Genomic DNA, 26,530 nt, shown 5'->3' with positions numbered 1-26,530 from the left:
TTGCGGTTTTGTCTGATAGATGGGCCGTGAGGGGCTGCGCCCCTCTGTGGTCATCAAAGATGCCCCCATTCACCCCCGAGTATTTTGGAAACGTTGAAAGGTGCAGACTCTGTAACAGTCAGCGCATCAGGTCGGGCAAATCCCCGGTGAGGCCCGCCGCTTCGCGCATGAAACCGCGGCGCAGGCCGGGCATGGCGTTTACCGCCCCCATGCCCAGATCCCGGGCAAAGCGCAGCAGCGGATTGTCATTGGAAAACAGCTTGTTGGTCAGATCGGTGCTGAGGGCCAGGCTGGCGGTATCGAACCGGCGCCATTCCTGATAGCGGTCTAGTACCAGCTCACTGGCGATATCTTCACCACGTTGTTTTGCGTCACGCAGCACCTGGGTCAGCGCGCCGATATCGCGCAACCCGGCGTTTAGCCCCTGACCGGCGATGGGATGCATGCCATGGGCGGCATCACCCACCAACACCAGCCGCTCTGCGGTGAAACGATCGGCCAGCGTCAGGTTCAGCGGATAGGTGAAACGTTGCCCGGCCAGTTCGATCTTGCCCAGGAAATCGCCGAAACGCGGGCGCAGCACCTGCATGTAATCTGCATCGCTCAGGCCGTGGATCGCTGCGGCGTTTTCGTGGGTTTCCGACCAGACGATGGAGGACATGTTGCCGGGCAGCGGCAGGATCGCCAAGGGACCCGGCGGCATGAAGAACTGATGCGCCACACCGTTGTTGGGCAGCTCGTGCGAGATGGCACAGACCAGCGCGGTCTGGCCATAGTCCCAGCCGCTGCGCTTGATGCCCGCCCGTTCTGCGGTGCCGGATTTGCGCCCATCTGCGCCGATCAACAACTTGCCCGTCAGCGTTGCGCCTGTGTCCAGATGCAGCGTGACGCCCGCCGGCCCGGTGTCCTGCGCCACAACCTTGGTACCATCCATCACGGTGATGCGGGGCTCCGCCGTCATTGCATCCGCCAGCGCCCGCCGCAGGAAGCGATCCTCCAGCATGTAGCCCATCGGGCCTTCTTCCAGCTCATTGTGGTCAAAGTGCAGGAAAAACGGGCTGAGCGGGCCCTCACCCGCGCGGCCATCGCTGACCTTGATATCCAGCATCGGCTGGGCAATGCAAGCCACGTGATCCCAGATACCGATCCGGTCCAACAGACGTTTTGACGCCAGCGCCAGCGCATAGGCGCGGCCGTCAAAATTATCGGACTGCTGCGTCGCGCGGGGCAGGGCATCGATCACCGTGACGGTGAAGCCCGCCTGCGCCAGAGCCAGGGCCTGAGCGGGGCCGTTCAGGCCGCCGCCGACGATCAGGATATCGCTGTCATGTTTCATGTGCCTCAATATGCGTGGCTTCACGGGATTGTCCATGCGCCTCAGCGTCGCTACGGTCGCGACAAGAGGAACAGGAGGCAAAAAATGGATCATTGGTTGAAGGCAAGCGCCGCGGATCTGGGGCGGGGCATTGGCAGCGGTGAGATTGACCCCGTTGCCCTGACGGAGACCTATCTGACCGCCATTGCCTCACATCCGTTTGCGGATCGGATCTATGCCCGGGTCACCGAAGATCGCGCCATGGCCGAGGCTGAGGCCGCAAGTGCCCGCGCCAAGGCGGGGCAGCGCCTGTCTGCCTTGGATGGTGTGCCGATTTCCTGGAAGGATCTGTTTGATTCGGCAGGTGTGGCGACAGAGGCGGGATCGGCCCTGTTGAAGGGGCGGACCCCTGAGGTGGACGCGCCGGTGCTGCGCAACGCGACAGCCCTGGGGCTGGTCTGTCTGGGCAAAACCCATATGAGCGAACTGGCGTTTTCGGGCTTGGGGCTGAACCCGGTCACAGCAACGCCGCCCTGTGTGAATGATCACGATGCGGTTTCAGGGGGCTCTTCGTCAGGTGCGGCGACCTCGGTCGCTTTTGATCTGGCGGCCTGCGGGATCGGATCTGACACCGGGGGATCGGTGCGGATCCCCGCGGCCTGGAATGATCTGGTGGGGCTTAAGACCACCGCGGGCCGGATTGGTCTGCAGGGTGTGGTTGATCTCTGCGCCAAGTTTGACACCATCGGCCCGCTGTGCCGTTCGGTTGAAGATGCCGCCTTGATGCTGGCCATGCTGGAAGGGGGCAGAGCCGCCAATCTGACAGGGGCCACGCTGAAAGGCAAACGCTTTGCCGTGTTGCAGACCGTGGTGCTGGAAGACACCCGAGAGGTGCCGATGCAGGCCTTTAACGATGCGGTTGCGAAACTGGCTGAGGCTGGGGCAGAGATCGTCAAAATCGATGCGCCTGAGGTGGCCGACGCCATGGCGATGGCCGGCCCGCTTTACACCGCTGAGGCCTATGGCAGATGGCGTGATGTGATTGAGGCCAATCCGGACCTGATGTTTGACCGCGTGTTGGAACGGTTCCGTGGTGGCAAGGATGTTGGCGCCGCGGATTACGTGGCCGCTTGGCAGAAACTCGAACGGCTGCGGGCGGTCTGGTATGAACGGGTTGCGGGCTTTGATGCGGTGCTGTGCCCAACAGCGCCTATTCTGCCGCCCAAGGTGGATCGCCTGATGCAGGACGATGCCTATTTTGTCACCGAAAACCTGCTGGCGTTGCAAAACACCCGGGTGGGCAATCTGATGGGCAACTGCGGCGTGACCCTGCCCACGGGCGTGCCAAGCTGCGGTATTTTGCTAAACGGTCTGCCGGGGCAGGAGGAGCGTTTGCTGCGCGTTGCCGCAGCGGCAGAGGCGGCGCTGGCCCTCGGCTAAGAACGGGGTCACCCCCCGGGCTAAATTCCTGGCCCGCTTCGTCAAAAAGGTCACAACAGAAAGGGGCCCGCCGCGTCGGAACTGGACGCGGCGGGCCCTTTTGGCTAGTCTCAATCCAAACGGGGCGACAATGATCCCGATACATTGAGGCAAAATCTGATGTTTCCTGAGCGGTTTTCGAACCTTCCCGCTTATGCATTCCCGCGTCTGCGCGCCTTGTTGGACGTGCATGAACCGGGCGGCGCAGCCATGCATATGACCATTGGCGAACCCAAACACGCTTTCCCGGCGTGGGTGGCTGATATCATTGCGGAAAATGCCGAAGGTTTTGGGAAATACCCGCCCAATGACGGCACCCCCGAGTTGCTGGAGGCGATTCGCGATTGGGTCCAGCGCCGCTACGGTGTAGGACTGGATGCCGGGAGCCAGATCATGGCGCTCAACGGCACACGTGAGGGGCTTTATAACGCCTGTATGGCCTTGGTGCCTGAGCAGAAGGGCGGCGATCGCCCGGTGATCCTGCTGCCCAACCCCTTTTATCAGGTCTATATGATCGGTGCGATTTCGGTGGGGGCGGAACCGTTGATGGTGCCCGCCACCAAAGAAAGCGGTCATCTGCCCGATTACACCGCATTGCCGGCCGAGGTGCTGAACCGGGTCGCTGCGGCCTATATCTGTTCACCGGCCAACCCCCAGGGGGCCGTGGCCAGCCGGCAGTATTGGACGGATCTGATCCGTTTGGCCGAACAGTATGATTTCCGCATCTTTGCGGATGAATGTTATTCTGAGATTTACCGGGGTGAAGCCCCAACCGGTGCGCTGGAGGTAGCGCAGGAGCTGGGTGCGGATCCCGAACGGGTGGTGGTTTTTCATTCGCTCTCGAAGCGATCGAACCTGCCCGGCCTGCGCTCGGGCTTTGTGGCCGGTGGCCCTGAAAGCCTGAAACGTATCAAACAGTTGCGGGCCTATTCGGGCGCACCTTTGCCGCTGCCCTTGCAGCGCGCCGCTGAACGCGTCTGGGCGGATGAGGGGCATGTGGTGGAAAACCGCCACCTCTATCAGCAGAAATTCACCATCGCAGACAGGATCTTCGGGGACATTCCCGGCTATGAAAGTCCCGAAGCGGGCTTCTTCCTGTGGTTGCCGGTCAAGGATGGTGAGGCCTCGGCGCTGAAGCTCTGGCAGGAGACTGGGGTGCGGGTTCTGCCCGGCGCCTATCTGGCGCGTGAGGTGGATGGGTTTAACCCGGGTAAGGAATACATCCGGGTCGCTTTGGTGCATTCAAACGAAGATGTCGAACGCGCGCTGACAGCGTTGCGGTCATGTATTTACGGTTAAGGAACGAGGGCAGCGATGGCATATCAAGCACGTGGGCGCGATCCGCTTTTTGGCAGTGACATGCAGGCCGCAATGGAAAAACGCGGCAAGGAGCTTCTGGGGATTGTCCTGATCCTCGTTGGTCTGGCGATGGGCGCGATGATCTATTCCTACACGCCCGAGGATCCGTCTTTCCTGTCCTCCACTGATGCGCCGGTGCAGAACTGGCTGGGCCGTCCTGGGGCCTCCATATCGGCTCTGTTGTCGGTGATGCTGGGTCTGGGCGCCTGGGTGCTGCCGATGACCACTTTGGCCTGGGGCGCGCGTCTGGTGATGCATCATGGTGTGGATCGGGCGGTGGGCCGTCTGGTCTTCCTGCCGATCCTGATTGCCGTGACTTCGGTCTATGCCGCCACCCTCTTGCCTGGTGAAGGCTGGAACCATGGCTATGGTCTGGGCGGGCGGTTTGGCGATGCAATCCTTGGCTTTGCCCTGACCATCGTACCGTCGACGCTGGCGCTGAAACTGCTGTCGGCGCTGACCGCCGTGGCGATGCTGGTTCTGGGCATCTTTGTGCTTGGGTTTACCCTGCCAGAGGTCAAACGCGGTGGCCGCTTCCTGCTTGTTGGCGTCATCATGACCTATGCCGCGCTGCTGACCTTGTTGGGCCGTGGCGCCCATGGTGCCATGGGCAAGGCGCAGTCCATGCAGGCCAGCCGTGCCGAACGCCGCGCAGAAAAACAGCGCCTCGCCGAGGAGCAGGAATGGAAGGTCACGGACGAAGACGATATCGAGTTTATGGAAGAGGCCGCAGAAGAACCTGCGCCCGAAAAGCCAAGCTTGCTGAAACGTATGCCCACCCTGATCCGCCGACCGGATCCGGTTGAGGCTGAGGAATTGCCAGCGCCTGAAATGGTGCAGCCTGGCCTGGCCCCGGATGTTCCGGCGCCCGGTGATGATCGGATCAAGGCCAAGATCGCTGATGTGATCAAGTCGCGCGTGCGGTCAAACCCGGCGGTGCAGGTGGAAACCGTCGCACCGCTGACCAAGGGCCGTGGCCGCGGGCCGGATCCCCTGGTGTTCAACCCCGATGCAGGCCCGGCGCAACCGGCCGGCTCGGCTGAACTGCCACCTGAGCCGCCCCTGACCGCAGGCCTGCGGGCTGAACCGCCCCTGACTGCACCCGTTACGGCTGCCCCTGTTGCAGCGGCCCCCGCCGCAGCGCCAGTGCAAACTGCCGACACGACGCAAACGATCAGCACAAACCCCTTTGCCGAGGCCGTGCCGCAAGAGGGCATGCCGCAGGATGGGGTGCCCTATTCTGCAGCCCAGTGGCAATCTGCGCCTGAACCGGTGGCGGAGCCTTTGGCGGCGGATATTGCGGAAATCGCAGCCTCGATTGATGAAGGTGTTGTGGCACCTGCAGCGGAGCCCGTTGCCGTGCAGCCCACCCCACAACCTGCGCCGCAGCCTGTTGCCGCACCGCGCACCGCGATCCCCACACCTGAGCCGCGCAAAGTTGTGCAGCCACTGAACCGCAAGCCGATCCAGCCCTCCAGCCGCGCCAAAGCCGAGGCGCAGCCAGCGCTGAGCTTTGAGGAGAATAGGCCGGAATATGAGCTGCCGCCGCTTGGCCTCCTGGCCAACCCGTCGCTGATCCAACGCCACCATCTGAGTGATGAGGCGCTGGAGGAAAACGCACGCATGTTGGAAAACGTGCTGGATGACTACGGCGTCAAAGGTGAGATCGTCAGCGTCCGCCCCGGCCCCGTTGTCACCATGTATGAGCTGGAGCCCGCACCGGGCCTGAAAGCCAGCCGTGTGATCGGTCTGGCTGATGATATTGCGCGATCCATGTCGGCGCTGTCGGCACGTGTGTCGACCGTTCCCGGCCGCAGCGTGATCGGGATCGAACTGCCGAATGAAAACCGCGAAAAAGTGGTGCTGCGTGAAATTTTGGCTGCCCGCGATTTTGGTGACGGCAACCAGAAACTACCGCTGGCACTGGGCAAGGACATTGGCGGTGACCCGGTTGTCGCCAACCTTGCCAAGATGCCCCACCTGCTGATCGCAGGGACCACCGGTTCGGGTAAGTCGGTGGCGATCAACACGATGATCCTCAGCCTGCTCTACAAGCTGACACCTGAGGAATGCCGGTTGATCATGATAGACCCGAAGATGCTGGAACTCAGCGTTTATGACGGCATCCCGCATCTGCTGTCGCCGGTTGTGACCGACCCGAAGAAGGCGGTCGTTGCCCTTAAATGGACTGTGGGCGAGATGGAAGATCGCTATCGCAAGATGTCCAAGATGGGTGTGCGCAACATCGACGGCTACAACAGCCGGGTGGAGGACGCGTTGGCCAAAGGTGAAACCTTCAGCCGCACGGTGCAGACCGGATTTGACGATGAAACCGGTGAACCCGTCTTTGAGACCGAGGAAATCACCCCCGTCAAAATGCCCTACATCGTGGTCATCGTGGATGAGATGGCCGATCTGATGATGGTGGCGGGTAAAGAGATCGAAGCCTGCATCCAGCGTCTGGCGCAGATGGCACGTGCCTCGGGCATTCACTTGATCATGGCGACGCAGCGACCTTCGGTCGATGTGATCACCGGCACGATCAAGGCTAACTTCCCGACCCGGATTTCGTTCCAGGTGACCTCCAAAGTCGACAGCCGCACGATCCTTGGGGAAATGGGGGCAGAGCAGCTCTTGGGTATGGGCGACATGCTCTACATGGCCGGTGGCGCCAAGATCACCCGTTGCCACGGTCCCTTTGTCAGCGACGAAGAGGTTGAGGAAATCGTCAACCACCTGAAGAGCTACGGCCCGCCGGATTACATCGGTGGCGTGGTCGAAGGTCCGGAGGACGAAAAAGCCGACAATATCGATGCGGTTCTGGGCCTTGGTGGCAACACCAATGGCGAAGATGCGCTTTATGATCAGGCAGTGGCCATTGTGGCCAAGGACCGCAAATGCTCAACCTCCTACATCCAGCGGAAACTGGCGATCGGCTACAACAAAGCCGCCCGACTGGTCGAGCAGATGGAGGACGAAGGGGTCGTCTCTGCCGCCAACCATGTCGGCAAGCGAGAGGTGCTGGTGCCCGAGGTCGGGTAAATCAGCGAGATATTGCAAAGCGGTCCAGAGATGGGCCGCTTTTTGCCATTTGACATGTTTGTGAGCCACCACCCACTGGTGACGGTCCTGAAATTGCTTAGGTTATTGGTATGAAAACACTTCGTTACACAGTCGCCGCACTGACGGCGTTGAGCCTCAGCGCGCTGCCGGCCTTGGCCGAGAAGATCTCGCTGAACCAGCTGTCGGCCTATCTGAACGATCTGAAAACCGCACAGGCGGATTTTACCCAGATCAGCGATGACGGCACCATCATGACCGGGCAGCTGATGCTGAAACGGCCGTGGAAGATCCGGTTCGAATATGATCAGGACAAAACCTTGGTTCTGGCCGAGGCACGTACCGTGGCCATTTTCGATCCACGCGGCAATCCGCAGCCGGAAACCTACCCGCTGGGGAAAACACCGTTGAAGTTGATCCTGGATCGCAACATCAATCTGGGCCGCGCCAATATGGTGGTGGGTCACAGCTATGATGGCACCGCCACCACAGTTGTGGCGCAGGATCCTGAGCATCCGGAATACGGCACGCTTAGCTTGGTCTTCACCGACAATCCCGTGCAGCTGCGCCAGTGGATCGTGCGCGATGATGCCGGTTCGGCCACCACGGTGGTTCTGGGCGCGCTGGACAGTTCGGTGAAACTGTCAAACCAGATCTTTGATATCGGGGTGGAGAAAGAGCGCCGCAGCCGCTGAGCGCCGGCGCCTCAGGCCACAAGCCAAAACGCAAAACGCCAGCGGGCCGGGGCACGCTGGCGTTTTTCATGCAACAGATAATCGTTAGAACCGCGAGCAGCTGCGCAGTTGGGCCTGATACATCTTGGCGCGGCTGTCGACCTCATTTGAGATCCGAACCAGCCAGCTTTTACGCTTATAGGTGCCGCGCTTATAGCCGGTCTGACCTTCGTGATAGGCCAGATACTGGTGCTTGGCATTGTTCAGCGCGATACCGTTGCGGTCGCGCGAATTGTTCATGTACCAGCCCATGAAGTCCGAGGCGTCAAAGATATTGTCGCGCCGCGCCCCATAGCTGCGGGTGGCCCGCTGATATTCGGCCCAGGTGCCATCTAGCGCCTGGCTGTAGCCATAGGCGGAACTGACGCGGCCCATCGGGATCACCCCCAGCACGTAGCGGTATGGGGTGCGGGCGTTACCGATAAATTTGCTTTCTTGATAGATGGTGGCCATCTGCACATGCATTGGCACACCCCAACGGCGCTCGGTCGCGCGGAAGGCGCGGGCGTATTTTGGGCGTTGGCTGAGGATCGAACAGGCATTGTCCAGATTGCGAGGGGCCGAATAGTTGCCACCGCCGCAGGACGCCAAAACCATCATCAGCACAAACAGGCGTAGGATTCTGCTCATCTGCCTCGTGCTCTCAATTTTATATTTGTTCTTTTGGCTCAGTTTATCGCAAAGGGGCTGTCCTGCAAATGGGGCAGGTGATCACAATTGCCCCATTTTCAGATCAAAAGCGCCAGCATCAGCGGAATTGCGCAGATCGACATCAGGGTTGAGACAACAACCAGACCCGCCACCGATCCCGAATCCGCGCCGTATTTCTCGGCCAGCAGGTAGGATGAGACGGCCACCGGCGTTGCGATCTGGATCACCAGCACCGCGGCGGCAACCGGTTCCAGCTGGAAGGCCTGCGCGATGACATAGGCCAGCGCAAAGCACAGCAGGTATTTGACCAGCGAAATCCAGGTGGCCTGCCCGATCTGCCCCGGCGACAGCCGCGCCACCGCAACCCCCAGCGTGATCAGCATCAAAGGAATTGCCATCTGGCCGATCAATTCCAGCGTGTTGGTCAAGAACAGGGGCGTCTGCCAGCCCTGCCACAAAAACAGCGCCCCCAGCAGGGTTGCCGATACCAGCGGTTCTTTAATCACCTTCAGCAGCGATCCACCGCCAGCCACCAGCCAGACCCCGAAGGTGAAAGACCAGATCGCCATGACCGCAAACACCACCACGGCGTAGCTGAGGCCCACCTCACCAAAGGCGAACATCGCCAGCGGCAGACCCAGGTTGCCGGTGTTGCCAAAAATGATCGGCGCCAGATAGGTGCGCACGTCCAGCCGGGTCAGTTTAACCAGCCCGTAGGCGGCCACCGTCACCGCCCCATAGGCCGCGATAGAGGCCAGCGTCAGATCCGCCAAAGCCTGCGGCTCAATCTGCGTTTTCATCAGCGCGGTGAAAATCAGGCAGGGAATACCAAGGTTCATCGCCAGCTGGGTGACAAAGCGGATGCGGTATTCAAAGCCGGCTTTCACCCAGACAAAACCGATCATCGCCAGGAAAAACACCGGTGCGGTGATTTCCAACACTGTCAGAATTAGGTTCACAGTCTGTTTCCCTCAGATTCGCCGTCAGACATGGACAGCCTCCCCCGAAAGGTCTATCTCTGGGATATGGGGGCTGCAAGATGATGCTAAGATCGCGCGCGAAATATCATTTGGGCCAAGTTGTTCGGCACAAAAAACATCCCTTCCGTGGGGTGGTTTTTGACGTGGATCCTGAGTTTAACAACACCGAGGAATGGTATCGTTCCATCCCCGAGGACAGCCGCCCCCGCAAGGAACAGCCGTTCTATCACCTGCTCGCCGAAAACGATCAGAGCTACTATGTGGCCTATGTGTCAGAGCAGAACCTGGTGGCCGACTACTCGGGCGAACCGGTCAGTCACCCGGACATTCCGGACCTTTTTGGCCCCTTTGAGGATGGCCATTACCCGTTGCATTTCTCGCTGAACTGATCCGACTGCCTATCACAGGCGGAGTGGAAGCGGCCCCGGTGAGGGCCGCTTTTTGGTTTGGTCAGTAGCCGATGGCGCAGCCGTCTTTGCGCGGGTCCGAGGCGCCGATCAGCACGTCGTCCTCAATCCGGATCGCCTGCGCGCCGCCAATAGGGCCATGGGGCACCTCAACCTTGTGGCCCAAATCGCTCAGCTCCTGGCGGACCTGATCGCTGTAGCCTTTTTCGACCTTCATCACGCCATCGTCCGAGAAACAGCGCGGCGCATCAATCGCCTCCTGCGGGCCCATGCCGAAATCAACCATGTTTGACAGGAACCGCGCGTGGCCGTTGGGCTGATAGGCGCCGCCCATCACACCAAAGGGCATTATGACCTTGCCGTTCTGGCGCAGCATACCGGGGATGATGGTGTGCAGCGGTCGGTGGCCGCCGCGCATTTCGTTTGGATGACCTTCCTCCAGCGTGAAGCCGGCACCGCGGTTCTGCATCAAGACACCGAATTTCTCAGACGCGATGCCAGATCCAAAGCCGTGGAAGATCGAATAGATCAGCGAAACCGCCATCCGGTCCTTGTCCACAACGGTGATGTAGATCGTGTCTTTATGCACCGATTCCGACAGGCTGTGCGGGTTGGCCATGGCCTTTTTCGGATCGATTAGCGCGGCCAGTTTTGCCGCCGTTTCCGGCGCCAGCATATGCTCCAGCATGGTGGTCATCGCCGGGTCCGCTATGAAGCGATTGCGGGCGTCATAGGCCAGTTTCGCCGCCTCCGCTTCGATATGGGCACGTTCGGTGCCGAAAGGATCCATCGATGCGATGTCATAGTGTTTAAGGATGTTCAGCATCAGGTTGGCGGTGGCACCCTGACCATTTGGCGGGTGCTCCACCAGATCCACCCCTTTGTAATCACCGCTGACGGGATCGGTGTAATCGCAACGGGTGTTGGCGAAATCCTCAACCGTGTGGACGCCGCCCAACTCGCGCAGGCAAGCGACCATATCTTCGGCGACTTCCCCTTCATAGAAGGCCTTGCGCCCGTCCTTGGCCAGGCGGCGCAGCACCTCGGCCTGACCGGGGGCGGCGAACAGCTGGCCCAGTTTGGGGACGGCACCGTTGATCAGATAATGGGTGCGGCCATGACCCTGCAGGGTCGCCTGATTTTCATCCCAGTCAAAGGCAACCCGGGGCGCCACGGGCACACCGGTTTCGGCATAGTGAATGGCGGGGGCCAAAATGGCGTCCAAGCCCAGTTTGCCGTGATCTTCGCTGAGGGTGCAGAAGGCATCAATCGCGCCGGGCACCGTCACCGCTTCGGGTCCGGTCAGCGGCACCGTTTTCAGCCCGCGGGCGCGCAGGGCGGCCGCATCAGCGGCTGCGGGCGCGCGACCAGAACCGTTAAGCGCCAGAATGTCATCTGACCCTGCCGGCGAAAACAGCACAAAGCAGTCGCCACCGATTCCTGTCATCTGCGGTTCGCAAATCCCCAACAGGACAGCCCCGGCAATCGCCGCATCCATGGCATTGCCGCCACGGCGCAGCACATCAACGGCGGCATTGGCCGCCAACGGGTGTGACGTGGCACAGATGCCATTGGCGGCATAAACCTCGGATCGACCGGGTTGGTGAAAATCGCGCATTCGGGGGTCCCCTCCTTAAACTTGGGCAGAGGGTAGAGGCGATGCGATTGAGTTCAAGGAAGAAAATGCCTCGGTGCCGCACACTGGGTGGGGGCTGTGTTCGCGCGGCACCGAGGGAAGCCATTGCAGCTACAGACCCTGTTATGACAGCGATTCTCGACCGCTTTGCGGGCGCAATGGGGCGATTCTTGGGCGATATGCTATGGTTTGCTGGGATCCGGGCAGGAAAATGGCGGCAAGACGCTCTGGACTTTTAAGTGAACACTTGTTCAATTCACACCAGACAAAATGCCAATGACTTGGATTTGCGCCGCACTCAGCATCGGGCCGGGGCAGCGCCAAAGGAGGAATGCAAGATGAAACCAGTGGTCATCGCAGGGGCGGCCCGCACGCCGATGGGCGGATTTCAGGGGGTGTTTGACGGGGTGGAGGCCGCCACTTTGGGCGGCGCGGCCATCCGTGCCGCCCTGGGGGATGCTGGTGCCAGCACCGTGGATGAGGTGCTTATGGGCTGCGTTCTGCCTGCCGGTCAGGGCCAGGCCCCGGCACGTCAGGCGGGCTTTGCCGGTGGTCTGGGCGAAGAAGTGCCGGCCACCACGCTGAACAAGATGTGTGGCTCAGGCATGAAGGCGGCGATGATGGCCTTTGACCAGATCGCGCTGGGGCACGCAGACACGATGATTGCGGGCGGGATGGAGAGCATGTCAAACGCGCCTTATCTTTTGCCCAAAATGCGCGGTGGCGCCCGGATCGGTCACCAGCAGACGCTGGATCACATGTTCCTCGATGGACTGGAAGACGCCTATGACAAAGGCCGCCTGATGGGCACCTTTGCCGAAGACTGCGCTGAGGCTTTTCAGTTCACCCGTGAAGAGCAGGATCAATATGCGCTGGCTTCGCTGTCAAACGCGTTGGAGGCAGAACGTTCCGGTGCCTTTGAGGGCGAAATTGCGCCGCTGACCCTGCGCCACCGCACCGGCGAACATGTCATCACCACCGATGAGCAGCCCGCGAAAGCCCGCCCGGAAAAGATCCCGCATCTGAAACCGGCCTTCCGCAAGGATGGCACGGTGACGGCGGCAAACTCTTCCTCCATCTCGGATGGGGCGGCGGCATTGGTGCTGGCCTCGGAAGAGGCGGCTGCAGCGCAGGGCCTCAAGGTGCGTGCCCGGATCATGGGGCATGCCAGTCATGCCCATGCGCCATCACAGTTCCCCACCGCCCCGGTTCCCGCGGCCAAGAAACTGTTGGAGCGTCTGGACTGGTCGGTTGAGGATGTGGACCTCTGGGAAGTGAACGAAGCTTTCGCCGTGGTGCCGATGGCCTTCATGCGTGAAATGGGGCTGCACCGCGATGTTGTGAACGTCAACGGCGGTGCCTGTGCGTTGGGCCATCCGATTGGTGCCTCGGGCGCGCGGATCATGGTGACCCTGCTGAACGCGTTGGAAAAACGCGGGCTGAAGCGGGGTGTCGCAGCGATCTGTATCGGCGGTGGCGAAGGCACGGCGATTGCGATCGAACGGGTCTGACCTCGCTCCCTCATGTGGAAAGATCAAACCGGCCTTCGGGCCGGTTTTTCTATGTCTGGGCTTGATAGCCTCGCCTTATTGTTGCGCGATGCCCGTGCAATGCCCAATGTATCGCGAGGCAAGGTAGGTGGGACCATGAAGACGTTAAAGCTGATCTGGGCATTGATGCTGGTGCGCATGCCCAGTGGGCTGGCGCGCTATTTCTGGGATGCGGCACTGCCGGTGCGTATGGGGCGGCGGGCAGATCCCAAAGCGGCCTCTGTCGCGCAGTTGGTGGGGCTGGTGCGGGATCCCAATCAGCCGCCCTCGGTTGCAGAAAGCCGGGTGCAGATGGCTGGGTTTGTTGCGCGGTTTGATCGACCGGAACCGCAGGTCCAGCGGCGTGACGTGACCCTGCCGGGCGCAGCCGGGGAGCGGCCCGCGCGGATCTACCGGCCGTTGGATGCGGCTGAGGGGCCTTTGCCGACGCTGCTCTACTTCCACGGTGGGGGCTGGGTTCAGGGCAGTTTGGACACCCATGATGCGCTCTGTGCGAAACTGGCGCGGCGGGCGGGGATGCAGGTGCTCTCCTACAGTTACCGCCTGGCGCCGGAACACCCGTTCCCGGCGGCCCCCGACGATGTGATGATGGCCTATCAGGCGCTTTATGCCCAAGCCGAAACACTGGGCGTGGACCGTCATAAAATTGCGGTGGGTGGTGACAGTGCGGGCGCCAACCTGACGGCAAGCCTGCTCTGGAGTCTGTCGCAGGACAAGCGCCGGATGCCCGCAGCGCAGCTGTTGTTTTACCCGGCCGTAGATGGGCGGCTGACAACCCCGTCGATCAAGGCCTTTGCTGATCATCCCCTGCTGTCGCTGGCCCGGATTGAAGGCTATCTGGACCTATATCTGGGCCCGGATGTGGACCGTCTACAGCCCCGGGTGTCCCCCTTTCTAGCGCCGGATTTGTCCGGGCAGCCGCCCGCCTTTGTGCTGATTGCCGGCCATGATCCCCTGTGGGATGAAGGGGAAGCCTATGCCGAACGTCTGGAAGAGGCCGGCAGCGCCGTGACCCTGGCCCGGTTTGAGGGGCAGGTGCATGGCTTCCTTAACCTCACCAAGGTGATCCCTGAGGCCGATGTGGCCATTGATCAGGCGGCAGCGTGGCTCAGACAGGTCTTGCAGGGATAAACCGGCGCACCGTGCCCTGTGCGATGAGGCACAAGAATTTGGCGTAGCTCCCCTTGCACCTTTGGCGATTGCGCCGGATAGATTGGCGGGTAATTCAGTTGGAGGCCCCCCATGCGCGTCGACTATGACACCCTGTCCAAAACCATCGCTGCCCTTGTGGAAGGCGAAAGCGATGAGGTTGCCATCATGGCTACATTGGCCTGTGAGGTGCATCACAGCGATGATCGTTTTGACTGGACGGGGTTTTATCGCGTGACCGCGCCGGAGCTGTTGAAGATCGGCCCCTATCAGGGTGGTCATGGCTGTCTGGTGATCCCCTTTGCCCGTGGCGTCTGCGGCGCCGCTGCGCGCACCGGTGAGGTGCAGCTGGTGCCCGACGTCGAAGCCTTCCCGGGTCATATCGCCTGTGCCTCCTCCACCCGATCAGAGCTGGTGCTGCCGGTCTGGAATGGTGCGGGGCAGTTGATCGGGGTGTTTGACCTCGACAGCGATCAGCCTGATGCCTTCACCCAAGAAGACGCGGATCAACTGGCGGTGATCCTGAAAGCCAGCTTTGCCAATTCCAACCGTGAAGGCGTGTAAATGGGCGATGTTTTGAAAGGCTGCTGCGCCTGCGGGCAGATCCATTTCACCTGTCGCGGTGCACCGAAAGGGGCAGCGGTCTGCCACTGCGGCCAGTGCCGCAAGATGTCAGGCCACGCCTGGGCCTCGGCCCATGTGCGCCGCGAAGAGTTTGAGATTGAGGGGCCGATCAAATGGCTGCGCCTCAGCGAGAAAGCCGAACGCGGCATCTGCCCGGACTGTGGATCGTTCCTGTTCTGGGTTGGCGCGCAGGATCCCGAATACATCAGCTTTGCCCTGGGGGCGATTGATGGGCCAACGGGGATCACACTGGGGCGCCATATCTTCGTTTCCGACAAGGCAGATTACTACCTGCTCAATGACGGCCTGAAACAGGAAGGCTGAGCGGGGCGCAAGCTTACGCCCGTGTTCCACAAAGGCAAGACCGCAGCCTTGCGGTCTTTCCAATCCCGGCCATAGCCGATAGGGCCGTTTCAGGAGGAGCGATAGATGTCTCAGAGCAGCGATCAGAATGTCGATACACCGCAGGGCCTTGCCTATGCGATGGGCGCCTATGTGATCTGGGGTTTTCTGCCGCTCTACATGAAGCTGGTGGATCATATTCCCGCGGTTGAGGTTGTGGCCAACCGGGTGATCTGGGCGGTGCCGCTGGCCGCCGCCTTGTTGATCTATCGCCGCCGCACCGCCGATCTCTTCCTGGCCCTGCGCACGCCGCGCATGTTGGCGATGGCCTGTGTGACGGCTGTTCTGGTGTCGATCAACTGGGGCATCTACGTCTGGTCGATTGCGGCGGACCGGGCGTTGGATGCAGCGCTCGGTTATTACATCAATCCGCTGTTTTCCGTGGCACTGGGGGCAATGTTGCTGGGCGAACGGCTGAGCCGGGCGCAGTGGTTGGCCATCTCACTGGCGGCTGTGGCTGTTGGGGTGCTGTGGTATGACGCCGGTTCGCTGCCCTGGCCTGCGGTTGGCCTGACGGTCAGCTGGGGGTTCTATGCGTTTTTCAAGAAAAGCCTGCCGATCGGTCCGAACCAGGGTTTCCTGCTGGAGGTGCTGATCCTGCTGCCCTTTGCGATCGGCTATGTCGGCTATCTGGCGGCGGCGGGTCAGGGGCATCTTGGCGCGTCACTCAGCGATACCTCACTCCTCTTGGGGATGGGGGTGGTCACGGCTGTGCCGCTGATCCTTTACGCAAATGGTGCCAAACTGCTGCGGTTGTCGACCATTGGCATCCTGCAATACAGCGCCCCGACAATGATTTTCCTGCTGGCGGTTCTGGTTTTTGACGAACCCTTTGACCGGGCGCGGATGATTGCCTTCCCACTGATCTGGGCCGCCTTGGTGATCTACACGGTGCCGATGGTGCAGGGGCTGCGCAAATCGCGCGGCTAACTTGCCTCACACAGGGCAAAGTCGTATCAGCGCGGCATGGAAATCACACCCTATGCCCCGCCAAACGACCCGTTGGAGATCCTGCATGAGGATCATGAGATCGTGGTTGTTAACAAACCCTCCGGCCTGTTGTCGGTTCCGGGGCGCGGTGAACATCTGGCCGATTGCCTGATCAGCCGGGTGCAGGCTGTTTTCCCGCAGGCGCTGCTGGTGCATCGGTTGGACCGGGATACCTCAGGGGTGATGGTCTTCGGCCTGACACCACATGCGCAGCGCAGCCTGTCGATGCAGTTTGAAAAGCGCACCACCAAGAAAAGCTATATCGCCCGTGTCGACGGCCGCATCGCTGAGAAAACCGGCACGGTGGATCTGCCACTGATTGTGGATTGGCCCAACCGGCCGCGCCAGATGGTGGACCATGAAAACGGCAAAGAGGCGATCACCAACTGGCGGGTGTTGAAGGCGTCAGATGCGGAAACCCGGGTGCGTCTGACCCCGAAAACGGGCCGCAGCCATCAGCTGCGGGTGCATATGCTGGCGGTGGGTCATGTGATCCTTGGCGATCCGCTCTACGCAACAGGGGCGGCCGCGGATCATCCGCGATTGATGCTGCATTCTGAGGAGCTGCGGATCAATCATCCGGAAAGCGGCAAGGGCATGTCGTTCCGCGCAAAAGCGCCGTTTTAATCCACCATTTCGGGCGTGGGCGCCTTTGCGTCGGCCAACCCGGCCTGCATATCTTTGATGAGCAACAGGATCGTGGCGCGCCGTTTTGACAGGTCGCTCTGCAGCCGGTCGATATGATCTAGCTTCTTCTGCATCTTTTTGATGCCGGCCTCACAGGGGCCGGTGCCCTGATCGGTCAGACAGTCGCTATGTCCGATAGCCGTTTGTGTGCCGCGGCACCTCCAGCAGGCCCGCGGTTTCGAAGTGGCGCAGCATGCGTTGCGATATTTCAAGGAGCGATGCGGCGTCTTTGGTCAAAATAGTTGCTCTTTTGGAAAGAGTGCGACAAGGGGCAGCCACGCCCTGCGCGAGGGGCCATATCTGCCCGTGTGCGCGACGTAGAATCTGAGCAGCCAGACCTCAGCGGCCAGACAGGTAGTCCAGCAGCAGTTCCCCCATCAGGCGGGCCAGGGTTTCCTCGGCCCGTTCTGGTCCTACGATGGCGGTGATCACGTTGCGATAGGCCTGCATCGCGATCTGCATGGCCTCATCCGCCGCGATTTCATCCGCTGATTTGCCACGCAGATAGTCGAAGATCAGCGCCATCTCCGTGTCGAAATCCCTGCGCAGCACCGCTGTTAGACGGCTGAGGTTTTCGGCCTCCGAGGCCTCAGGATCGATCAGGTCACTGTCAAAGGCCGCCATCACCTGTTTGGTGCAGGCCAGGAACAGATCCTCTTTGGTGGGGAAGTAGTGATAGAGGGCGCTTTTGGACAGGCCCAGGTGATCGGCGATCTTGCGCATGCTGGTGCCGCCGTATCCATGTTCCGAGAAGTATGAGACCGCCCGCTGTGCCAGATCCAGTTTGTAGGCGTCGTGATCAACAATCTTGGGCATTTTCTCAACCGTTTTCCTGGGACTGGTCGCACATATCCGGGCCAGTGGGCACACAAACGACTTAGCCCAACCGGTCGATAAAAGCCAGAATGCGCACGAAAGCAGTTGGGCGAGGCGGATAGCAATTGGAGTTACAAAAAACCGGGACGTCGCCGCCCCGGTTTCTGTGGTCTTTTGTGGTGAAGATTACTCTTCGGTCCAGCCGGCGATGGATTTGACTTCCAGGAAGTCCTCAATCCCCCAGGTGCCGCCCTCGCGGCCGTTGCCGGACTGCTTCATGCCGCCGAAAGGTGCGCCTGCACCGCGGCTGTTGCCGTTGATTTCCACCATGCCCGAGCGGAACTGACGTGCGATCCGGTTGGCGCGGCCGCCGTCCTGGGTTTGCACGTAGTTGGTCAGGCCATAGACGGTGTCATTGGCCATTTCCACGGCTTCTTCTTCGGTGTCGAAGGGGATGATCGACAGCACCGGGCCAAAGATCTCCTCGCGGGCGATGGTCATATCGTTGTTCACATCCGCAAACACGGTAGGGCGCACGAAGAAGCCTTTGTTCAGACCTTCGGGGCGACCCAGACCACCGGCAACCACACGGGCGCCTTCGTCGATGCCTTTCTGGATCAGACCTTGGATCTTGTTCCATTGAGCTTCGTTCACCACCGGACCGATGTGGCGGCCACTTTCGTGGGCGCTGGCCACTTTGGTGCTGTTGGCAATCTCAGCTGCTTCATCCACTACGCGATCATAAATCTCACGCTGAACCATCATCCGCGATGGGGCGTTACAGCTCTGGCCCGAGTTTTCCATCATATGGCGCACACCACGTTTGACGGCCTTGTCATCGGCATCTGCAAACAACAGGTTGGCGCCTTTGCCGCCCAGTTCCAGGTGCACACGCTTCAGCGTCAGGGCCGCATTCTGCGAGATGGCGATGCCTGCGCGGGTGGAACCGGTGAAGGACACCATATCTACGTCCTTGTGGCCAGTCAGCGCCGCGCCAACACCCATGCCGTCACCGTTCACTAGGTTGAAGACACCGGCGGGGAAGCCTGCTTCGTCCATGAACTCTGCAAACAATAGCGCGTTCAGCGGGCTTTCTTCCGATGGTTTTAGCACCATGGTGCAGCCGGCGATGGCGGCGGCGATCACCTTCAGAACCACCTGGTTCATCGGCCAGTTCCACGGGGTGATCAGGGCACAGACGCCGATCGGCTCCATCGCGATACGGTCGTTTGGTGCGTGATCGCCCAGCGGTTTGAAAAAATCGAACTTCTTGGCCGCGCGCAGGAAGTTGGCCGCGTGGTAGGACCCGGCACCCGCTTGCGAGGCTTTGGCCATATCGATCGGCGCACCCATTTCCAGCGAGATGGCTTCGCCCATCTCATCGTTGCGGCGCTGATAGACCTCAAGGAATTTCTCAACCAGGGCAATCCGCTCTTCGACCGGGGTGTTCATCCACGCCGGGAAGGCCGCTTTGGCCGCCGCAACGGCGGCATCGGCATCGGCCTGACCACCCATCGAAATGACGGCACAGGGCTCTTCGGTTGAGGGATCAATCACGTGATGATCCGCGCCCTCGATCGGGTCGACCCAAGCACCGTTGATATAGAACTGACGTTTCTCGATCATTGCATGACCTCCATGAGACGCAAATTGCGTATGTTCTGTCTTTGCGCTGGAAAGTTCCACGATGTGGAAGATCTTACCAGAATCCCGCGCACTCTGTCAGGGCTGCGGCACAGGTGCAAGCCCTGCTCATGTACCCGATACAATAATTTGATCAAATTATTGTATCTGTCAATTCGAGGGCCGCTTTCTGACGCTTGGGGCCGGATTCACGGTTGCGTGAACGGCCGCACTGGTGATGATGGCTTGCAGGAAAGAGAGGCGTGCCTATCTCTACCAAACAACCTGTCGCTTTACCTGAAAGGACATTGAAAAATGGGTTTGCGCATCAACGACATCGTGCCGAATTTCACCGCCGAGACGGATCACGGCACCATTTCGTTTCATGATTGGATCGGCGATAGCTGGGCCATTTTGTTTTCACACCCCAAGGATTTTACCCCGGTTTGCACCACCGAATTTGGCGCCGTTGCGCAGCTGGCCGATGAATGGGCCAAACGCGGCACCAAGGTGATCGGCGTCTCGGTCGATGGTGTGGAGGAGCACAAGGGCTGGAAAGGTGATATTGAATCCTTCGCCGGAGCCGAGGCGGGCTTCCCGATCATCGCTGACGAAGAACTGAACGTTTCCAAGTTGTTCGACATGCTGCCCGCAGATGCCTATCTGCCCGACGGCCGCACCCCTGCAGACAGTGCCACCGTGCGTTCGGTCTTTATCATCTCGCCGGACAAGAAGCTGCAGCTGACCATGACCTATCCGATGTCGGTTGGTCGGAACTTTGCCGAAGTGCTGCGTGCGCTGGACGGTTTGCAGCGCACCTACGGTCAGCCGTTGGCAACCCCCGCCAACTGGCAGCAGGGTCAGGACGTGATCGTTGCCCTTGCCCTGGACGACGCCGCCGCCGAAGAAAAATACGGCGCGCTGGACAAAAAACTGCCCTACCTGCGGTTCGCAAAGAACCCTAAGTGATTGCTCAGCCAAAAACTTTGATCACCCCGGTCTTAGTGCGGGGTGATCCAATTTTCACTTTTGCTGACCGGGCTGACCAAAGTGTTCAATCATCGCAGCAATCGCCCTATCGTTGCCGTTGTCCGGATCAGAGCCATAGTTTTTTTGCCGCAAACTAACCGTCTGAGAGCTGGGCCATTCAACGATACGACGTTTGGGGCCTAGGTGGTGAACTTCTGTCCCAGCTAAGCGTGCCATCCAATAGAGCCAGACGTCATCCGTACTTGGGCAAAGTCGCATAAAGGTTTCGATATCAGTGACCCTTGGGTCCAGGCAGTGTGGCGGGTAAAGAACGCCGCAGACACCCGTTGCAAAGATCTCACCCGACGCAGTGGCGACACCGATGTTTTTTTTCCACTGGGCATAGGGCAGCAACTTGCCGTCTGTGTCATATTCTATCCGATGCGACCGACAGGAAATGATTTTCCCGGTGTTCCGCATCGACGATGACACCAGCTTTTCCAGCCAATCGGCCTCATAGTGGACGTCGTCATCGGCAGTCACGATATACCGGTCCGGATTTTCCAACAGACAAGGGATAAGTTTTTTGTAGGACTTAATGTCTTCACAGGTTTGAATGTCTAGGCCGGAGAGCTGCAGATCCAGTACGTCCTGGGGAAGTTCAGGGAAATCGCTTTCGGCGACCCATAGGATAACCGCATCAGGTCGAATAGTTTGAGCAAGTAGGCACCGCAACGTCAGCGCGAGGGTGTCAAACCTTGCTGGAAAACTCGTCAGGGAAATAGCGAGCGGTGCGTCCAACGGGTGCTTCTTTGGCGCTACATTGCGAGAGTCTATCTCACGGATATTCTTGCTAACCCGAACGCGCCACTTCAGGTTGGATAACCAATTGGGACTCGGCATTCGTTTTCCTTTAGCTGGCGTTCATCCACTGGGATTTTAGCCATGAAACGTCCCCGATGCGACGGTACCATTTGCTGCCCTTACCATTCAGGGCATCATCCATCTTGGGTGAGCCTGCAAAAACAACGATCCGCGCGCCCTCAGGAAGGCTCGGGGCGGCAAAGTAGCTTGAAAAACCGCGTGGGACGCAGTGGTTTTTGAAGCTAACGCACCATTCCTTTGGCCAGTAACTTAGGTGCGCGTGTGTGGCCAGTTGATCGCTTTGGAACTGTTGGCTGATTTCAAACTTATTGGTGACGGTGTCAGGGTCTGCCACAAACGTGTCCAGAATGTAGCTGTGCGCACCCACCTCATAACGGAAGACGGAACTGTTGCCGACCGAATGCAGGAAGGCATCGCGCGAAGGATTCACTTTCCGAAGTGGCTTGGAGCGGAACAGATCATCGTCGCGGATGATACGGAAAGCTCCGTCAATTTCGAACAATGGCTCCAGATCATCCACGACGACCAGATCCAGGTCCAGAAACAGGGCTGTGCCCTTCAGGCCCATGAGATCTTTGCGAAAAAGGGCCAGCTTTTGCCAACGGGTGTCATTGTGTCCTTCAGGCAGACCTAATTCGGGCAGAGGCATCGCCTCAACCCCATTATCCAGCCCTTTGGGGTCGTCAGTGAAACAAATGAAGCGATGAGGGCGTTTCAGGTGCTTTTTGACGCCGCGCGCAAGATTGTTCACATAGTGTGGGCCATAAAGGCCGCCCCATTTCATCGTGAAAATGAGCACAGGATCATTATTGTTCTGGACGTGGGATGGCATTTGGGGTGCTTTCGGGGGGGAGTGCACAATTTGGCGCCGAAATGCGCAGAAAAGCAAGTAGTGCGCAAGGGCAAATATTTGGATTGTATTGGCCTGTTCGCCGCATAGGATCCTAGTTGAGCTTTGCGCAACATTTTGCTCAAGAAAAGAGGAAGAATGGGCATGAAGTTGCCTCGATTGCGCCGTCCAAAACTCTTTGAGGTAATAAGATATAACTATCTCTTCAAAAGGCACGCGTCAGGAATGCTTTTGTCCTCAAGCTGCTTCGAAGGGAAGTCTATCTTGGTGGCGGGCCCCGCCCGAACACTTGGCGAGGACTTGGCGAGTTTTCGGTCGGACGATTTTGATGTTGTTATCAAGATGAACAACGGTATCTGGCTTCCCATCCCGTTCGGTGACGGAGACAGTCATCGCTGCGACGTGTTGTTTCACAGCCTGACCCAGGACATTCTGCCGCCAACCAGAGAGGTTCTTGACGACGCCGGTGTGCGCTGTTTGGTCCATCGTACAACAGGAAAGGGCCGCTTTCCCCTGACGCTAGATGCTTTGCGTTCATTGGGGTCGAACGAGCGAAGCGTGAAAATAGTCCCTCCAGCACGATATAAAGCGTTGTCAGAGGAGCTCGGAGGCGCATCCCCAACGACAGGTTTGGTTTGTCTCGACTTTCTGCTTGGATGCAACTCAGCCAGAACAGTGGTCGCGGGCTTCACCTTTTTCCAGACGAAGTATCAAGCGGGCTACGATGATCGTGATGTTAATGACGACGACAGTAAATCGCGCGTTCAGTCTCTGGGGCACCACAATCCTGAAAGAGAAAGGGCGCTAGTTCGGAAGTTAATCGACAATGCCGAACGCTCAGGCCGCAAAGTTGAGCTGTGTGGTGCAGTTGATGCTGCGTTGAACTCTTAGTATCGGAAGAGCACGGGTGCGTTGCGCGGTGAGCCAGCTGAAAAGGTCTGGAACACAGTGTGCCCCATTTTTGAAAACTGCCTCGCTAAGGACGAATGATGACGAAAGTGGTGATACTCAACGATACACGCCTTGATTTCCATCATGGGTGTACACGGGTTATGAGTGTTTTGGAGCGAGGTTTGCGCGCACAAGGGATGAGCGTTACAGCAACCAGTCCGCTACGCCATCGTTGGTGGCAAGATCGCAATTTCCTTCGTCATCTTGCTCAGGCTGACAGAGTTGTCATCAATGGGGAAGGTACGTTGCACCATGGGCGCGGTGCCGGGGCCGACCTGTTGAAAATTGTTGATCACGACGCATGTCGCGCACCGGTGTTCTTGGCAAATGCGATCTATCAAGAGAACCCTGCTGACTGGTCTCGCTTTCTCGAAAAGTTCAGGGGTATCTGGGTGAGGGACAGCCAGAGTGCTGCGGAGCTGGAGGCTGCTGGTGTAAGGTGTGACGGGATGCTACCAGACCTCACTCTGTGCGATGGCGCTATCTCTGGTTTTGAGCAGCGACGCATGGGTACGATCGTGGGTGATAGTGTAGATACCAGTATCACTGCCGGGTTGCGTAAGCTGTCACAGCAAATGAACGCGACTTTCCTTCCCAGTCTGAGCCATTTGAAAAGGCCCAAAGGTCGGAATCCGTTTAGCCGGTTTTTGCGGAACTCTTATATCGCCAGGTTCGAACGAAGCGCTAAGAAAGAATTTCCTCAACTACATCTTGCTAAAACACCTGATGAATACGCGCGTTACTTGGCGCGTGCAGAGCTGCATGTGACCGGCCGCTTCCACGGGGTTTGTTTTTCACTGCTTTCAAAAACGCCCTTTGTCGCGCTCCAGTCCAATTCTTGGAAAGTTGAGGCGTTGCTAAGTGATCTTGGCCTTTCAGCTTCTCGCTTGATTGCCGTTGCAGATCTCAATGAGGGACTGTCTCCGTCCGACTGGGAGTATTCTGATGTTGAACTCTCCAATATTGATGCGGCGCTTCTTGCAGCGCGCGAAAGCGCAGCCGAGATGTTCAGCAAAATATCCGCTGGATAATGTGCCGCTAACCCTGAGCACAAAAAACGCCTTTCAACATCCCAGCTTGATGCGCCGTATAAAACAAAAGCCCCGGCCAGATGACCGGGGCTTTATTATTTCTGGCAAGAGGAAGAGGATTACTCTTCTTCTTTTTTGGCCTCTTCGCCGGTTTCCTGATCGACAACTTTCATCGACAGGCGGACTTTGCCGCGGTCGTCGAAGCCGAGCAGTTTGACCCACACTTCCTGACCTTCTTTCAGAACGTCGGAGGGGTGGTTCAGGCGGCGGTTTTCGATCTGGGACACGTGCACCAGACCGTCGCGCTTGCCAAAGAAGTTCACGAAGGCGCCGAAGTCGACGATCTTCACAACTTTACCTTTGTAGATGGCGCCTTCTTCCGGCTCAGCGACGATCGAGTGGATCATCTCATAGGCCTTCTTGATGCACTCACCGTCGGGCGATGCGATCTTGATGATGCCGTCGTCGTTGATGTCGACTTTGGCGCCGGACACTTCAACGATTTCACGGATCACTTTACCGCCCGAGCCGATCACTTCACGGATCTTGTCGGTCGGGATCTGCATGGTTTCAATGCGCGGTGCGTGGACCGAGAATTCCGAGGCGCCGGACAGCGCTTTGTTCATCTCACCCAGGATGTGCATCCGGCCGGCTTTCGCCTGTGCCAGAGCTTTCTCCATGATTTCAGGCGTGATGCCTGCAACCTTGATGTCCATCTGCAGCGAGGTGATGCCGTTTTCGGTCCCTGCCACTTTGAAGTCCATGTCGCCCAGGTGATCTTCGTCGCCCAGAATGTCCGACAGGATCGCGTAGGAGCCGTCGTCTTCCAGAACCAGACCCATGGCCACACCGGCAACAGCCGATTTCAGCGGAACACCCGCGTCCATCATCGACAGTGAGCCACCGCAGACCGACGCCATCGAGGAGGAGCCGTTCGATTCGGTGATCTCGGAAACCACACGCACGGTGTAGGGGAAGTCAGTCGGGGCGGGCAGAACAGCCTGCAGCGCACGCCATGCCAGTTTACCGTGACCGATTTCACGACGACCGGGCGAACCAACGCGGCCCACTTCACCAACCGAGTAGGGCGGGAAGTTATAATGCAGCAGGAAGTTCGAACGGTAGTTGCCGTGCAGCGCGTCGATGATCTGCTCATCATCGCCTGTGCCCAGAGTGGTCACAACCAGACCCTGAGTTTCACCACGGGTGAACAGGGCCGAACCGTGGGTCCGCGGCAGCATGCCGGTTTCGGCAACGATGGGGCGGATTTCGTCCAGCGCACGGCCGTCGATCCGCTTGCCTTCTTTTACAACGGTGCCACGCAGAACGGTGGATTCCAGCTTCTTCAGGGCCGAACCCAGATCCGCATCTTCCTGCTGTTCTTCGCTCAGACCAGCAATGATGGCTTCACGCGCAGCGGCAACAGCGGCAACGCGCTCTTGCTTGTCGGTGATGGCGTATGCGGCGCGCATCTGCTCTTCACCAGCGGCTTTCACCACTTCGAACAGCTCCGAGTAGTCGGGCGATACGAATTCAAACGGTTCTTTGGCTGCGTCTTCGGCCAGGTCGATGATCAGGTCGATCACCGGCTGGATCTGTTCGTGGGCGAAATTCACCGCACCCAGCATCTCAGCTTCGGTCAGCTCGTAGGCTTCCGATTCGACCATCATCACGGCGTCTTTGGTGCCGGCGACAACCAGGTCGAGGCGCTGCTCGGGGTTGTTGCGCAGCTGATCCATGTCGTCCACGGTCGGGTTCAGGATGTATTCACCATCCTCAAAGCCAACACGGGCACAGGCGATCGGGCCCCGGAACGGCGCGCCGGAAATGGTCAGCGCAGCAGAGGCGGCGATCATGGCAACAACGTCGGGGTCGTTGACCAGGTCGTGCGACAGCACGGTGCACATCACCAGCACTTCGTGTTTGAAGCCGGGGACGAACAGCGGGCGGATCGGACGGTCGATCAGACGTGCGGTCAGGGTTTCTTTTTCGGTCGGGCGCGCTTCGCGCTTAAAGAAACCGCCAGGGATCTTACCGGCGGCGTAGTATTTCTCTTGGTAATGTACGGTCAGCGGGAAGAAATCCTGACCGGGTTTTGGCGCCTTTGCGAAGGTCACGTTGGCCATGACGGAAGTCTCGCCCAGAGTGGCGATGACGGTGCCGTCGGCCTGACGGGCAACCTTGCCCGTTTCCAGAGTGAGGGTTTCTTCGCCCCACTGCATCGATTTGGTCGTTACGTCAAACATATGCGTATCCTAGTTGGCAGCATCTCGGGCGTATCCCGCGCTGCCTTGTGTAAATGACGGCCCCATTGCCGCCGACCCCATTATCTTCATTCCGAGTGCCAGGGTCCGGGCACAACGTCTCAGATAGCGGGGCCAT

General features: G+C 59.3%; 25 protein-coding genes. 14 read left to right on the top strand and 11 right to left on the bottom strand.

Annotated features, from left to right (window positions below):
- Positions 1-118 precede the first annotated feature (118 nt).
- The gene (locus TL5118_RS19140) at positions 119-1,372 is read right to left on the bottom strand and encodes a UbiH/UbiF/VisC/COQ6 family ubiquinone biosynthesis hydroxylase (protein WP_082626355.1); all 1,254 of its coding nucleotides are present in this window, start codon (positions 1,370-1,372) and stop codon (positions 119-121) included.
- 48 nt (positions 1,373-1,420) lie between these two features.
- Here TL5118_RS19140 and TL5118_RS19135 point away from each other — a divergent pair, with 48 nt between their 5' ends.
- The 4 genes from TL5118_RS19135 (at position 1,421) to TL5118_RS19120 (ending at position 7,908) form a co-directional block, all read left to right on the top strand.
- On the top strand, positions 1,421-2,755 hold the full coding sequence (locus tag TL5118_RS19135; protein WP_058244449.1) for an amidase: 1,335 nt from the start codon (positions 1,421-1,423) through the stop codon (positions 2,753-2,755).
- Between the two features lie 159 nt (positions 2,756-2,914).
- Positions 2,915-4,093: an aminotransferase class I/II-fold pyridoxal phosphate-dependent enzyme gene (locus TL5118_RS19130; protein WP_058244448.1), complete on the top strand. Its 1,179-nt coding sequence runs from the start codon at positions 2,915-2,917 to the stop codon at positions 4,091-4,093.
- 15 nt (positions 4,094-4,108) lie between these two features.
- Complete coding sequence (locus tag TL5118_RS19125; protein WP_058244447.1) at positions 4,109-7,195, top strand: DNA translocase FtsK; 3,087 nt, start codon at positions 4,109-4,111, stop codon at positions 7,193-7,195.
- A gap of 110 nt (positions 7,196-7,305) precedes the next feature.
- Positions 7,306-7,908, top strand: coding sequence for a LolA family protein (locus tag TL5118_RS19120; protein WP_058244446.1), 603 nt, complete (start codon positions 7,306-7,308; stop codon positions 7,906-7,908).
- Positions 7,909-7,992: 84 nt separating this feature from the next.
- Here the strand turns inward: TL5118_RS19120 and TL5118_RS19115 are convergent, their stop codons facing one another.
- Positions 7,993-8,577: a transglycosylase SLT domain-containing protein gene (locus tag TL5118_RS19115; protein WP_058244445.1), complete on the bottom strand. Its 585-nt coding sequence runs from the start codon at positions 8,575-8,577 to the stop codon at positions 7,993-7,995.
- A 98-nt stretch (positions 8,578-8,675) separates the two neighbouring features.
- On the bottom strand, positions 8,676-9,557 hold the full coding sequence (locus TL5118_RS19110; RefSeq protein WP_058244444.1) for an AEC family transporter: 882 nt from the start codon (positions 9,555-9,557) through the stop codon (positions 8,676-8,678).
- An 83-nt stretch (positions 9,558-9,640) separates the two neighbouring features.
- Between TL5118_RS19110 and hspQ the strand changes: the two genes are divergently transcribed.
- Positions 9,641-9,967, top strand: a complete 327-nt coding sequence (gene hspQ / locus TL5118_RS19105; RefSeq protein ID WP_058244472.1) for a heat shock protein HspQ — start codon at positions 9,641-9,643, stop codon at positions 9,965-9,967.
- A 61-nt stretch (positions 9,968-10,028) separates the two neighbouring features.
- Here hspQ and TL5118_RS19100 read toward each other — a convergent pair whose 3' ends face one another.
- Entirely contained in the window at positions 10,029-11,603 is a 1,575-nt protein-coding gene (locus TL5118_RS19100) for a gamma-glutamyltransferase family protein (protein WP_058244443.1), read from the bottom strand.
- A 356-nt stretch (positions 11,604-11,959) separates the two neighbouring features.
- Between TL5118_RS19100 and TL5118_RS19095 the strand changes: the two genes are divergently transcribed.
- From TL5118_RS19095 to TL5118_RS19070, 6 genes are all read left to right on the top strand, one after another.
- Positions 11,960-13,132, top strand: coding sequence for a thiolase family protein (locus TL5118_RS19095; RefSeq protein ID WP_058244442.1), 1,173 nt, complete (start codon positions 11,960-11,962; stop codon positions 13,130-13,132).
- Between the two features lie 135 nt (positions 13,133-13,267).
- The gene (locus TL5118_RS19090; protein WP_058244441.1) at positions 13,268-14,302 is read left to right on the top strand and encodes an alpha/beta hydrolase; all 1,035 of its coding nucleotides are present in this window, start codon (positions 13,268-13,270) and stop codon (positions 14,300-14,302) included.
- Positions 14,303-14,413: 111 nt separating this feature from the next.
- Positions 14,414-14,884: a free L-methionine (R)-S-oxide reductase MsrC gene (gene msrC / locus TL5118_RS19085; RefSeq protein WP_058244440.1), complete on the top strand. Its 471-nt coding sequence runs from the start codon at positions 14,414-14,416 to the stop codon at positions 14,882-14,884.
- A complete protein-coding gene (locus tag TL5118_RS19080) occupies positions 14,885-15,268 on the top strand; it encodes a GFA family protein (RefSeq protein ID WP_058244439.1) in 384 nt (127 codons plus the stop codon).
- A gap of 105 nt (positions 15,269-15,373) precedes the next feature.
- A complete protein-coding gene (rarD, locus tag TL5118_RS19075; RefSeq protein WP_058244438.1) occupies positions 15,374-16,276 on the top strand; it encodes an EamA family transporter RarD in 903 nt (300 codons plus the stop codon).
- Between the two features lie 36 nt (positions 16,277-16,312).
- On the top strand, positions 16,313-16,963 hold the full coding sequence (locus tag TL5118_RS19070) for an RluA family pseudouridine synthase (protein WP_179945298.1): 651 nt from the start codon (positions 16,313-16,315) through the stop codon (positions 16,961-16,963).
- On the opposite strand, the gene TL5118_RS21450 is transcribed toward TL5118_RS19070, so the two are convergent.
- The 4 genes from TL5118_RS21450 to TL5118_RS19060 form a co-directional block, all read right to left on the bottom strand.
- A complete protein-coding gene (locus TL5118_RS21450) occupies positions 16,960-17,097 on the bottom strand; it encodes a hypothetical protein (protein WP_165590069.1) in 138 nt (45 codons plus the stop codon). The genes TL5118_RS19070 and TL5118_RS21450 overlap by 4 nt on opposite strands.
- Before the next feature lie 52 nt (positions 17,098-17,149).
- The gene (locus TL5118_RS21805) at positions 17,150-17,302 is read right to left on the bottom strand and encodes a MerR family DNA-binding transcriptional regulator (RefSeq protein WP_370701691.1); all 153 of its coding nucleotides are present in this window, start codon (positions 17,300-17,302) and stop codon (positions 17,150-17,152) included.
- Positions 17,303-17,362: 60 nt separating this feature from the next.
- Positions 17,363-17,839, bottom strand: a complete 477-nt coding sequence (locus TL5118_RS19065) for a TetR/AcrR family transcriptional regulator (RefSeq protein WP_058244437.1) — start codon at positions 17,837-17,839, stop codon at positions 17,363-17,365.
- Between the two features lie 186 nt (positions 17,840-18,025).
- Positions 18,026-19,465: an aldehyde dehydrogenase family protein gene (locus TL5118_RS19060; protein ID WP_058244436.1), complete on the bottom strand. Its 1,440-nt coding sequence runs from the start codon at positions 19,463-19,465 to the stop codon at positions 18,026-18,028.
- Positions 19,466-19,777: 312 nt separating this feature from the next.
- Between TL5118_RS19060 and TL5118_RS19055 the strand changes: the two genes are divergently transcribed.
- On the top strand, positions 19,778-20,431 hold the full coding sequence (locus TL5118_RS19055; RefSeq protein ID WP_058244435.1) for a peroxiredoxin: 654 nt from the start codon (positions 19,778-19,780) through the stop codon (positions 20,429-20,431).
- A 54-nt stretch (positions 20,432-20,485) separates the two neighbouring features.
- On the opposite strand, the gene TL5118_RS19050 is transcribed toward TL5118_RS19055, so the two are convergent.
- Positions 20,486-21,232: a glycosyltransferase family 2 protein gene (locus tag TL5118_RS19050; RefSeq protein ID WP_242601822.1), complete on the bottom strand. Its 747-nt coding sequence runs from the start codon at positions 21,230-21,232 to the stop codon at positions 20,486-20,488.
- 112 nt (positions 21,233-21,344) lie between these two features.
- A complete protein-coding gene (locus TL5118_RS19045) occupies positions 21,345-22,382 on the bottom strand; it encodes a hypothetical protein (RefSeq protein WP_242601821.1) in 1,038 nt (345 codons plus the stop codon).
- Positions 22,383-22,430: 48 nt separating this feature from the next.
- On the opposite strand from TL5118_RS19045, the gene TL5118_RS19040 reads away from it, so the two are divergent.
- Positions 22,431-23,057: a hypothetical protein gene (locus tag TL5118_RS19040; RefSeq protein WP_131727464.1), complete on the top strand. Its 627-nt coding sequence runs from the start codon at positions 22,431-22,433 to the stop codon at positions 23,055-23,057.
- Between the two features lie 98 nt (positions 23,058-23,155).
- Positions 23,156-24,148, top strand: a complete 993-nt coding sequence (locus TL5118_RS19035) for a polysaccharide pyruvyl transferase family protein (RefSeq protein ID WP_058260818.1) — start codon at positions 23,156-23,158, stop codon at positions 24,146-24,148.
- A 119-nt stretch (positions 24,149-24,267) separates the two neighbouring features.
- Here TL5118_RS19035 and pnp read toward each other — a convergent pair whose 3' ends face one another.
- Positions 24,268-26,394, bottom strand: a complete 2,127-nt coding sequence (pnp, locus tag TL5118_RS19030) for a polyribonucleotide nucleotidyltransferase (RefSeq protein WP_058242246.1) — start codon at positions 26,392-26,394, stop codon at positions 24,268-24,270.
- Positions 26,395-26,530: the final 136 nt, after the last annotated feature.

Origin of the sequence: Thalassovita autumnalis (assembly GCF_001458255.1) — a bacterium.
Taxonomy (GTDB): Bacteria; Pseudomonadota; Alphaproteobacteria; order Rhodobacterales; family Rhodobacteraceae; genus Thalassobius; species Thalassobius autumnalis.
This window is presented reverse-complemented; position numbering and strand designations above follow the sequence as displayed.